The 11086-nt window shown below is 40.2% G+C and carries 12 protein-coding genes and 1 tRNA gene; 7 read left to right on the top strand and 6 right to left on the bottom strand.

The window, feature by feature from the left end; genetic code table 11:
* Positions 1 to 258 precede the first annotated feature (258 nt).
* From PHU20_RS13005 to PHU20_RS12995, 3 genes are all read left to right on the top strand, one after another.
* Complete coding sequence (locus PHU20_RS13005; RefSeq protein WP_274825819.1) at positions 259 to 924, top strand: DUF5041 domain-containing protein; 666 nt, start codon at positions 259 to 261, stop codon at positions 922 to 924.
* A 522-nt stretch (positions 925 to 1446) separates the two neighbouring features.
* On the top strand, positions 1447 to 1689 hold the full coding sequence (locus PHU20_RS13000) for a type II toxin-antitoxin system ParD family antitoxin (protein WP_274825818.1): 243 nt from the start codon (positions 1447 to 1449) through the stop codon (positions 1687 to 1689).
* Complete coding sequence (locus PHU20_RS12995) at positions 1676 to 1969, top strand: type II toxin-antitoxin system RelE/ParE family toxin (protein WP_274825817.1); 294 nt, start codon at positions 1676 to 1678, stop codon at positions 1967 to 1969. The genes PHU20_RS13000 and PHU20_RS12995 overlap by 14 nt, the downstream gene beginning before the upstream one ends.
* A 576-nt stretch (positions 1970 to 2545) precedes the next feature.
* Here PHU20_RS12995 and PHU20_RS12990 read toward each other — a convergent pair.
* Both PHU20_RS12990 and PHU20_RS12985 read right to left on the bottom strand, forming a co-directional pair.
* Positions 2546 to 2618, bottom strand: a tRNA-Met gene (locus tag PHU20_RS12990).
* Between the two features lie 160 nt (positions 2619 to 2778).
* Positions 2779 to 4284 (bottom strand): aryl-sulfate sulfotransferase, encoded by a 1506-nt coding sequence (locus tag PHU20_RS12985; protein ID WP_274825816.1) that lies wholly within the window; start codon positions 4282 to 4284, stop codon positions 2779 to 2781.
* A gap of 133 nt (positions 4285 to 4417) precedes the next feature.
* Between PHU20_RS12985 and PHU20_RS12980 the strand changes: the two genes are divergently transcribed.
* The 3 genes from PHU20_RS12980 to era are packed head-to-tail and all read left to right on the top strand — an operon-like array spanning position 4418 to position 7132.
* Complete coding sequence (locus tag PHU20_RS12980) at positions 4418 to 5782, top strand: alanine/glycine:cation symporter family protein (RefSeq protein ID WP_274825815.1); 1365 nt, start codon at positions 4418 to 4420, stop codon at positions 5780 to 5782.
* On the top strand, positions 5769 to 6239 hold the full coding sequence (locus tag PHU20_RS12975; protein ID WP_274825814.1) for an RNA methyltransferase: 471 nt from the start codon (positions 5769 to 5771) through the stop codon (positions 6237 to 6239). Before PHU20_RS12980 ends, PHU20_RS12975 begins: the two co-directional genes overlap by 14 nt.
* 5 nt (positions 6240 to 6244) lie before the next feature.
* The gene (gene era, locus PHU20_RS12970) at positions 6245 to 7132 is read left to right on the top strand and encodes a GTPase Era (RefSeq protein ID WP_274825813.1); all 888 of its coding nucleotides are present in this window, start codon (positions 6245 to 6247) and stop codon (positions 7130 to 7132) included.
* Positions 7133 to 7136: 4 nt separating this feature from the next.
* On the opposite strand, the gene PHU20_RS12965 is transcribed toward era, so the two are convergent.
* Positions 7137 to 7628, bottom strand: a complete 492-nt coding sequence (locus tag PHU20_RS12965) for a GTP-binding protein (protein WP_274825812.1) — start codon at positions 7626 to 7628, stop codon at positions 7137 to 7139.
* Between the two features lie 389 nt (positions 7629 to 8017).
* On the opposite strand from PHU20_RS12965, the gene der reads away from it, so the two are divergent.
* Complete coding sequence (gene der, locus PHU20_RS12960) at positions 8018 to 9322, top strand: ribosome biogenesis GTPase Der (RefSeq protein ID WP_274825811.1); 1305 nt, start codon at positions 8018 to 8020, stop codon at positions 9320 to 9322.
* 11 nt (positions 9323 to 9333) lie between these two features.
* Here the strand turns inward: der and PHU20_RS12955 are convergent, their stop codons facing one another.
* The 3 genes from PHU20_RS12955 to PHU20_RS12945 form a co-directional block, all read right to left on the bottom strand.
* A complete protein-coding gene (locus tag PHU20_RS12955) occupies positions 9334 to 9798 on the bottom strand; it encodes a hypothetical protein (RefSeq protein ID WP_274825810.1) in 465 nt (154 codons plus the stop codon).
* 76 nt (positions 9799 to 9874) lie between these two features.
* Positions 9875 to 10666 (bottom strand): TPM domain-containing protein, encoded by a 792-nt coding sequence (locus PHU20_RS12950; RefSeq protein WP_274825809.1) that lies wholly within the window; start codon positions 10664 to 10666, stop codon positions 9875 to 9877.
* Positions 10647 to 11084 carry a TPM domain-containing protein gene (locus PHU20_RS12945; protein ID WP_274825808.1) on the bottom strand — a complete coding sequence of 146 codons (438 nt, stop codon included), beginning with the start codon at positions 11082 to 11084 and terminating at the stop codon, positions 10647 to 10649. Before PHU20_RS12945 ends, PHU20_RS12950 begins: the two co-directional genes overlap by 20 nt.
* Positions 11085 to 11086: the final 2 nt, after the last annotated feature.

The following is an 11086-nucleotide window of genomic DNA, read 5'->3' as shown; positions in this document are numbered from 1 at the left end:
GAATTTTAAATCTAAACTTGATAAAAGGAACCTTATGCATAATAGACACAATAGCGCAATACTGATTATAAAATAGTTTTCAATTAAAACTAGAACCGTTTTCAACCATGGTTGGTCATTTTGTAGCCTTCCCTTATTAACGCACAGCTCAATATTCGAAATTATTATCTTCATGAAAGTTCAATTAAACGATTTTATCTTCAAATTAAGAACCGAACATACGAGCCGAACCGTTATATACTAACTAAATACCGTAGAATGAAGAAATATTATTTATTATATTCCATTTGCTTAATGACCATTCAATTCTCACTTGGACAAGAATTTAAAGTTGACCAGAGGACTCAAATGGAGAAAGAAGATCCAATGAAAACATTTCATCCTGAGGAAACCTCTATTTTGGACCTACTTGAGATGATTGAAGTTCAAGGAGTCCGAATGAATAAATTTGAATTTGGAAAATTCGACAAAGATTACAAAATATTGTTGCTCTCGGACAAGTACGATAACGGAAATTTAATAAAGACAGATACTTTGGGTCAATTTGAGAGTACGTATCGTTATTCTGAGGAAGAAAAGCCATATTATGACTATATGGATAAAATAAAAATCATCACTAAGGACGACGATACCAAAAGTGAATTATTCATTAAAACTTATGCCTTTTACTCAAAAGTGCAGATTGAATTGAAACGTACAAACAAAAATTCCTTTTTCAACTGGAGAAATTATAAGAATACCAGTTGGAAATTGAATAAAAAAATACCTTTAATGGTATTTGCATCATCATGGAAAGATGAAAAATATGGATTTGACCGATTTTGTGGAGTTGCACATTTAACCGACAATGGAAAAGATACCAACGAACTTTTGGCGATGTCACCGTCTTACGTTATGATTTATTATCAAGTTACTGAAAAATAAAAAAGTCTGTGTGTAACAATGGACTGAGGCAATTAAAGTTCAAATAAAGGATGAACAATATTTAGAATCTATGAAGTTACCAACCGTTATAAAGAGGTTTATAGGAGTAGCATTTATTCTAATGAGTATTGGTTTTCTTGCAAGACTTATTTTAGCATTGCCGATTTTAGCTTCTCAATTTTCTCAGGCTGTAACACAAAACCTAGGTTATTACTGGGGTGAATTTACGTTCACTTTTTTGCTAAATGTTTTTTTTTGGTTAGTAACCTTTTATATGTTCAGGTATGGAAGAAATTTATTCCGAAGTGAATAATAGGGTTTGAGTATTCCCTAATTATAGAACCGCGAAAGGTTAAATTCAGGGAAGCGATTTTTTAAGAAGAGTGTAAGCTTCCCCTTTTCTCGCACAGTTCAAAACTCAAAATCTTTATCTTTAAAAAAGTTCAAATAAAGGATTGTAATAAGCGAAATGATTTTTGTATATGGTGCAAAAAAGAACTATATTGCACCATAGTTTAAATTATGGAAACAGTTAGAAAATCAATCACTTTTACAGATCAACAGGACAGTTGGATAAAACTTAGGGTTCAATCCGGTGACTTCACCAATGATAGTGAATACATAAGGGATTTGGTAAGAAAGGACCAAGAACAGAATATGAAGCTCCTAGAGCTTAAGACAGCCATTGATGAAGGTTTGCAAAGTGGCAGAAGCAATTTAAAAATAAGTGACATTATCACAAAAGTGGATAATGGGCAATTATAGTTTATCTACAAGAGCCCAACACGACTTAGTGGGTATATATAAGTTCGGTATCAAGTTTTTTGGTCCTGACCAGGCCACCAATTACCTATTGGATTTAGAAACCTTTTTAGAAGAACTAGCTGAACGTCCAGAATTGGCCAAGGATGCTTCGACCATTGCCAATACCTTAAAATACTACAGTTATAAAGCCCATGTTGTTTTTTATCAATTTGACAGTGCAGATGAAATTTTTATTGTTAGAATTTTGGGCAAACGCATGAACTTCATTGAACATTTATAAAAGTTCAAATAAACGATTATAAAATGCCGGACTTTATTCTAAATTAGATGAATAAAGATGTGTATTTTAACTAAATAACCAAATTCAAAGGAGGGTTTAGGAACTATTGAAATCAATGGGTGTGGAAACAGAACAAACTAAAGCTTGTAATTTCAAACCAATGGAGTTTCAGTACACCAGACTTACATGTGAAGTTTGGACTTTAAGGGAAGTTGATGTTCTTGATTCTGCCCCAGTTACTAACGAGACTATAAAAATATAGCAATTTTTCAAATGCAAATCGTATCGGAAATTGTTCCAAGAATGCGATAGTCATCATGGTATGGCCAAAGTATGCCTCAAAAGGAATGAAAAAATGAACATCCCCCCGTTCTTTTTGTGTATTGGTATGGGTTTTCAAAATTTCTTATATAAATAGGTAATGTGTATTTAATTTATTGGAAGAGAATTATATTAGTCTTGTATTTAATATGATTAATCAATCACCATTAATGGAGGGTGGGCTAAAAATCGGGAAAATATCGGGAAGAAAAAAAGCCATCTGACTGAAAATCAATCAAATGGCTTTTGGCTTAGTAGCGGGGACTGGACTCGAACCAGCGACCTTCGGGTTATGAGCCCGACGAGCTACCTACTGCTCTACCCCGCGATATGGGTTTTTCTTCTTTCTTGTTTTACAACTTCAGTCCATAACACTGACAAGAAGAACGCTACTATCCGTAACGGGCGACAAATATACAATCATTTTTAGATTGCGCCAAATTAACTTTGCATTCATTTTGGTTTTATCTAATCGAAATGTTCCAATTTTAGAGATTGGATAGTAAATTGACTATGGTCATACTCGTTTGTCCATAGTAAAGACCGCGCCAGTAGCCTTGTCCATTTCCGTCGTATTTCCAGACGATTTCACCTTTCGGGGTAACTTCCCAGAAGCCATAATCGCCTTCACAAATAAGCGTATTGCCATTGGGTAACCGTACGGCACCACTTACACGGCCAAAATATAGTTCTTCATCGGTAAAATCAAAGCGTAATTCGGTACCGATGTCCAAAGAATTGCCATCTATGCTTGGCAGGGAAAATTCCATTACCCGAGACTGCCCAACACTAGTGTTGTTATTGAAGATCAATAGGCTCAGCTCGCCATTTGTATTAATGAAACTAGGATGGTGATTAAAATTTAAATCACTGTTGGCATCGTTGTCTCCATATACTTTCTGGTTGCCAAAGCGGTACAATAAACGCCCCCCCTTATTAAACTGCCCTCCACTATTGGTCGTGGCTTCCTGAGCAGAGGTGCTATGGTCTATAAACCAAACTTCACTATAAAAATTGGCACTTAGTGCAATGATATCTTTATCCGGGTAATAGGCAATTCCGTTTAGGTGCACCAAATCGCCTTTGGCAACAAATTCGTGTACGTCGTTGTTGGAATACAGTATGTTGATCCTGTCTTTGTTGGCGGCAGGTTCCCCATAAGTCTGTAGCTCTGTATTGAAGTTCTGTACTATGTGGTCCCAACTTTTCCATTCCCAGACGACAGTATTGCTTTGTGGGTTTATTTCTACCACTTTTTCCATAAATACATCGGTGGTGTTGTTTAAGCCTACGGCAACCGCTTCCTCATTGGAAATACGATACCAAACCAAGGCCAAAATGTTTCCGTTGGGCATTAATGTAAAGTCGTGGTGTAATATCTCGTCTTCCGTAGCTATCTCATATTCCCATAAGATACTGCCATCAGGTGCAATTTCCCTTAAAATACCCCCTTGACCACCAAAACCAACCGGACTTGTTTCCGCTTTAAATAATCCGATAAGGTTACCGTCCGGAGTAAGCTCGGCATCTTGGCCTAAAGCCAACTCAAAGATCCACTCATGGATCAATTGCCCGTTGTGATCTATGAGATAACAAGCTTTTCCGCCATTTTCAACAGCAAAAATATAACCGCTTTGGTCTATCGATTCCTCATTTATCAAGACAACGTTATCGGTTGGTACCTGGAAATTGGATTCCGTTATGAAATTAGCTTTGAGATTTATGTTTTTGTCTACGGTAAGGGTTAACGTTGTCAATGTACTCGTGCTATCTCCGGACCAATTTTCAAAAATATAACCATCATCTGCCAAAGCTGTTATCGTTAAGCTTGTGCCTTCTTCATATTTTCCTGTTTCTAGATCGGTAGTGCCACCAGAACTGCTTTCTATAGTTACTTGGTAAAAAGTAGGTGTAACTTCTTGCGTTTCCTGACTACACGCGAACAACAAAAGACAGCAAATAAGGGGTGATAACGGAATTAATTTTAACCTCATAACAGTTTTTGCTAAAGAAGGGTTTTTGCTAAAGATAAGAAAATCAACCCTTAAAAAGTTGAGGAAATTAATTTGGTACTTAGTTTAGTTCTTAACCAAGGTCAGTTGTAAAAATTTCTTACCTTCATGCCTTATGGAAATTTTAAATAGCTTTTTGCAAGATGCCATTAAATGGACGGAATGGCCCATGTTTATCTTGCTTATTGGAGGAGGGGTATTTTTGGTGATGTATTCTAGGGGATTGCCGTATAGGTACTTTAAACATGCACTGGATATTACCAGAGGTAAATATGACGATGAGAATGCCGTGGGTGACGTAAGTTCATTACAAGCACTTTCCGCAGCCGTTGCTGCCACAGTAGGACTCGGGAACATATCGGGCGTGGCCATTGCCATCCACGATGGCGGACCAGGGGTCGTTTTTTGGATCTGGATGACCGCCCTTATAGGAATGTGCATTAAATTTTATTCCTGTAGTCTGGCGATCATGTTCAGGGGTACCGATGAAGATGGGAAGCTTCAAGGTGGTCCCATGTATTATATTACCAAAGGTCTGGGAGAAAGGGCCAGACCCCTGGCTATCTTCTTTGCTTTTTGTGGGCTGTTCGGCTTTTTGGGGGTTTTTACGGCCAATCAATTTACAGAGACTTTCATGAATGTGGTTGCACCGTCGGAGACCTTATACAATATGGGGGATGAAAATTGGAAATGGACCATAGGCTTGGTGTTGGCAGTGGTTACTTCCTTTGTGATTTTCGGTGGACTTACAAAAATAGCTAAGGTAGCTTCGGCCATTGTGCCTTTTATGGTAGCGGTTTATTTAATTGCCGTGGTCGTGGTCATGGTGTTGAATGCCCCGCTGATCGTCCCCTCCCTCAAAATGATCCTCGTCGAAGCCTGGAATTTCAATACCATGGTTACCGGAGGGTTTTGGGGCTTGGTGATCATCGGGGTCCGAAGGGCCATGTTTTCCAATGAGGCCGGACTGGGAAGTGCCCCCATGTATCACGGGCAATCCAAAAACGATGAGCCTATTCGCGAAGGTTTGGTAGCCATGCTAGGTCCATTTATAGACACCATTATGGTATGTACGTTTACGGCAGTTGTTTTGATTTTAAGTGGTGCCTATTTGGAAGAAGGTAGTGGAATAGTCATGACACTGAATGCTTTTAATACCTCTTTGGGCAGTTGGGGAGGTGTATTGTTAATGGTCATTGTTTCCGCCTTTGCCATTTCTACCTTGTTTACCTATTCCTATTACGGGGTCAAGAGTTTATCGTTCTTGACCAATGCCAAAATCGGCAAATGGTACAATGTGTATTTTGTGGTAATGATTGTCTTTGCCGCGGTCGCATCCTTGGAGTTGGTCAAAAACTTAATAGATCTTTCCTACGCATTAATGGTAATACCCAACATGATTGCCGTACTTTTGTTGGCACCTAAAGTGAATGTAGAGGCTAAAAAGTACTTTAAGAGGCTAAAAAGTGAGCACCGATAATTTCGAACATGAGTTTTTTGGTATTGGCATCCAAAACGGAAAGACGCCGGAAAACTTGGGTGTGTTATGGCGAACCGCCCAAAATTTAGGGGCTAGTTTTATTTTTACCATAGGGAACCGTTATGCCAAGCAGGCCTGCGATACCCACCACGCCGTTAAGGCGATGCCTTATTTTCATTATGATCATTTTAAGAATTTTTATGCCAACCTGCCCAAAGGGGCGCAATTGGTAGGGGTGGAAATGAAAGAAGAAGCCGTGGCCTTGGAAGAATTTAACCATCCTAGAAGATGTGTGTATCTTTTAGGGGCCGAAGACCACGGGCTAAGTGATTTGGCCTGTAAAAAAGCACATTATCTGGTTCAATTTAAGTCGATAAAGAGTTTGAATGTTGCCGTTGCGGGGAGTATTGTAATGTACGATAGGAACCTGCCGAAACCGCGAAGGCATAAAAAGTAACAAGTATGGGAACACATAAATCCGGATTCGTAAATATTATCGGAAACCCCAATGTGGGCAAGTCTACCTTGATGAATGCATTTGTAGGGGAAAAACTATCCATAATCACGTCAAAGGCACAAACTACCCGACATCGGATTTTGGGTATTGTGAACGGAGACGATTTTCAAATGATTTTGTCAGATACCCCGGGAATCATAAAACCGGCCTATGAGCTCCAGTCATCCATGATGGACTTTGTGAAGTCGGCCTTCGAAGATGCCGATGTGCTATTGTATATGGTCGAGATAGGGGAGAAGGCCTTAAAGGATGAACAATTCTTTAAAAAAATAGCGAACAGTAAAATTCCTGTGTTGCTTTTATTGAACAAGATAGATGCTTCAACCCAGGAAGAATTGGAAACACAGGTGCAATATTGGCAAGAACAGTTGCCAATGGTTGAGATCCATCCGATTTCGGCTTTGAATAATTTTAACGTCAAAGGGGTGTTTGAACGCATTCTTGAATTGCTTCCGGAGGCACCGGCATACTATCCTAAAGATCAACTTACCGATAAGCCCGAACGGTTTTTCGTGAATGAGACCATTCGTGAAAAAATACTGCTTTTTTACAAAAAGGAAATTCCATATTCCGTTGAAATCGAAACGGAGGAGTTTTTTGAAGAACCGGACATCATTCGTATGAGGGCCGTGATCATGGTTGAACGCGATTCCCAGAAAGGGATCATCATTGGCCATAAAGGAAGCGCTTTAAAACGCGTTGGGATCGAGGCCCGTAAAGATTTGGAAAAGTTTTTCGGCAAACAGGTACATCTGGAGCTATACGTTAAGGTAAATAAAAATTGGAGGAGTGACGCCAAACAATTGAAGCGGTTCGGTTATAACAAAAAATAACGGGTTATTGGCCTAACCTTTGATTCATGAACCGATGCAATTCGTGCATTTGTGGTTTGCCCTTACTTCTTCCGGCCCTTCCAAATGCATAAAGGACGAACCAAAGGATGACCATAACGGCCATAAGACCGATGTGAAGTCCAATGGGTCTGCCTAGTGATGCACTCGAATAAGCCCAAATTCCGAGCCCGATAAAAACGGTGGCCACACCAAAATGTAGGAACATGAAAAATGTCCATAAGGTAGGGTTCGGTCCAAAAAGACCAAAGACCTTGCAACCTCCTTCCTCTGCATCATTGATTTCCAGGTGCAATTGTGGAGACCAAAAATGAACGTTTTCCCTATTGAATTTTATGAATACATGGTCATCCATTCGTTTAACGATGAATGGGGGAGTGTTCTTTATTTCAAAAGACTTCAAGACCAGATCCTTGGGTTGGTTCAGTTGAAGTTGAAACCTTGGGCGTAATACAATTTCATTGGGTAAAATGCTCATATATAACCATTAAGTGTTTTTGAATTTAACAAAAAAATGGATAACATCTTGCCCATGGGCAATCTTTTCCCAATAGGAGCGAAATAGAGCACTCCCCTGTTCGACTTTAAAAATGTAGTATTCATTGGCGTATCGGGCACCTTGGTGTTTTCTGTCGGACAATGTTCAAAATATAGGGGACCATGATGGCATCGTGAGTTCAACATACCATAGCGATACCTGTCAAAACTTTTGATACTTAAGGGGTTCTGGCGAGGATAAAATAGGCCACAATCGAATTCATAAAGAGGTAAATATACCCCTATCAAGGCGGTATATCCACTATTTTGGGGTTTATTTTGAATTTTTGAAGATTAAATAGTACTACCTTTGCGGCAAAATAAATATGTATGGGTGCTATTGTTGCCATTGTAGGAAGGCCTAATGTTGGGAAATCTACCTTTTTTAATCGATTGATCCAGAGAAGGGAGGCTATTGTCGATGCCATAAGTGGGGTGACACGAGATCGGCATTATGGGAAAAGTGATTGGAACGGCAAGGAATTCTCATTGATCGATACCGGGGGTTATGTTGTTGGTAGTGATGATATTTTTGAACAACAAATAGATAAGCAGGTCGAATTGGCCATCGAGGAGGCAGATGCATTGATATTTATGGTCGATGTTGAAAGTGGCGTCACCGGTATGGACGAGGATGTGGCCAAATTATTACGAAGGGTGAACAAACCCGTATTTTTGGCCGTAAACAAGGTTGATAATGCCAAACGTGCAGAAGATGCCGTCGAGTTTTACGGACTTGGTTTAGGGGAGTATTATACGCTTTCAAGTATCAATGGTAGTGGTACGGGGGAATTGCTCGATGCCTTGGTCGAGGTGTTGCCAGACACTGTGGAAGAAGAAAGTGAATTACCGAGATTTGCCGTTGTGGGTAGGCCCAACGCTGGTAAATCATCTTTCATCAATGCTTTGATCGGGGAAGAACGCTATATCGTAACCGATATAGCAGGTACCACGCGCGACAGTATCGATACGAAATACAATCGTTTTGGGTTTGAGTTCAATTTGGTCGATACGGCCGGAATCCGAAGAAAATCAAAAGTTAAGGAAGATCTTGAGTTTTATTCGGTAATGCGTTCGGTACGGGCCATTGAGCATAGTGACGTTTGCCTATTGATCCTGGATGCTACCAGAGGCTTTGATGGCCAGGTAGCGAATATCTTTTGGTTGGCACATCGCAATAATAAAGGGATCGTGATTTTAGTGAATAAATGGGATTTGGTGGAAGACAAGGAAACCAATACCATGAAACAATATACCGAAAAGATCAAAAAGGCCATAGAACCATTTACCGATGTTCCCATTCTTTTCATTTCCGTGCTTACAAAGCAGCGTATTTATAAAGCCATAGAGACGGCAGTCGAAGTGTATAAAAACCGTAGCAACAAAATACCTACACGAAAGTTCAATGATATTATGTTGCCGATCATTGAGAGTTATCCGCCTCCGGCTTATAAAGGGAAGTTCGTCAAAATCAAATTTTGTACGCAATTGCCGACTCCATATCCGCAATTTGCATTTTTCTGTAACTTGCCTCAATACGTAAGGGATCCTTACAGAAGATTTTTGGAGAATAAACTTCGGGAGAATTTCAATTTTACCGGAGTGCCGATAAAGGTCTTTATGAGAAAAAAGTAGTCAAATCAACTTTATTCAAGTGAAATTATGTAGAATCCGTTGGTTTTTTCAATTGGACTTCCGTTAATCTCCAAGCTTTGTACTGTTGCCACATTACCACAGCAAGAACTGTTTTTTACCTCTGATTCAATGAAGGTTGCTTTCATTTGAAAGAGTTCGTCATTTCCTAAATGCACGGTATATGTATACTCGCCATCGGTCCACTTGGGATTTTGCATAAAAAGGATCGGATTTTGGGTGGAGTCTAAATCCGACTCAAGGGAAATATTGGTTTCCATGGCCGTTTCACCCGCAATGGTAACACTGTTCAAAGTATAATTTCCATTGGAAAAAACATTAGTGCCATCAGTTAGGATATCAAAACCTATCGAAGGGGAGCTTAAACATAAAACCGCAGAACAATCGATTTTGTCATCCTCACAAGAAAATACAAAGGATAGGAAGAGGATGCCAATAAGAATTTTCTTTAAAACCATTTGTCTTTTTATGGTAAGATAAAAGAAAGGGGATAGGGTTGCTTTTCATCCTTAAGTGAAAAGGTGCAAAATAGGATTACCAACCCCCGGAGGCTCCGCCACCTCCACCCATACCACCGCCAAAGCCGCCACCGAAGCCACCACCACCGAAGCTACCGCCAGAACCAAATCCGCCACTGGATCGGCCTCCGCGTCCCATATTGCTAAGGATGATGACGTCCCATAGGTCGAGTCCCGATTTTCGGCCACCACCTTTGCCACCCCCGCTTCCGCGGTTGCGACTCGATAGTATGATCATAATGACAATGAAAATGATGATAGGTAAAAACGTGTCGAAAGGAAAACCGGGGTCATCGTTGAATGAGCGTTCTTCTTTAAATTCTCCATTCAAGACCTGGAAAATGGCATCGGTGCCACTATCCAACCCCTCATAAAAATTCCCTTGCTTGAAATGGGGGATGATAACGGTTTCGATGATCCTTCTAGACATGGCATCGGTCAAGGAACCTTCAACGCCATAACCGGTATTGATGCCGATTTTACGATCGTTTTTCGCTAAGAGTATTAATACGCCATTGTCTTTCCCCTTTTGTCCGATCCCCCATTCCGTCAGCCAATTGGCTCCAAGGTAATTGATCTGCTCACCTTCCGTCGAATTGATGATGGCGACGACTATTTGGGTGGAGGTACTGTCTGAATACCGGATGAGTTTTTGTTCTAAGCGCTTTTCTTGGGTTTCATTTAAGAGACTAACGTAGTCATAAACACTGGTTTCCTTCTTTGGTTTTTCGGGAATGCTGAATTGGGCGTATGTACCCGATCCACAGCATAAAAGCAATACGAGTAAACTAATTTTTAGATATTTCATTGCTCAGTTCATTTACATCCCCGGATTGCCATGGGAAATGTACTTCCAACTCTTTTCCTGCTTTTGTTATGCCTTCGATGAGCCCTTCTTTGAATCTTCCCTTTTTAAAATGGGCCTCGATAACCTCCTTTGTGGAATCCCAGAAATCCTTGGGAACGACCTTGTTTATACCCCGGTCACCATAAATGGAAAATTTTCTATCGTTTACCGCAATATAGATCAGTACCCCGTTTTCTTCCTTGGTTCGGTCCATTTTCAATAAGTGGAATACCTCTTTGGCCCGCTCGAGAAGATCGATTTTCGTACTGGGCTCCAGATGTACGCGAATTTCACCGGAAGTATTCTTTTCGGCCGCTATGATGGCACGTATGACTTCCTGCTCTTCCCCGGCCGTTAAAAATTCTTCCACTTTGGACATGG

Origin of the sequence: Maribacter polysaccharolyticus, assembly GCF_028882255.1 — a bacterium.
Taxonomy (GTDB): domain Bacteria; phylum Bacteroidota; class Bacteroidia; order Flavobacteriales; family Flavobacteriaceae; genus Maribacter_A; species Maribacter_A polysaccharolyticus.
The sequence above is the reverse complement of the archived record's forward strand: the minus strand, read 5'-3'. Positions and strand labels throughout refer to the sequence as shown.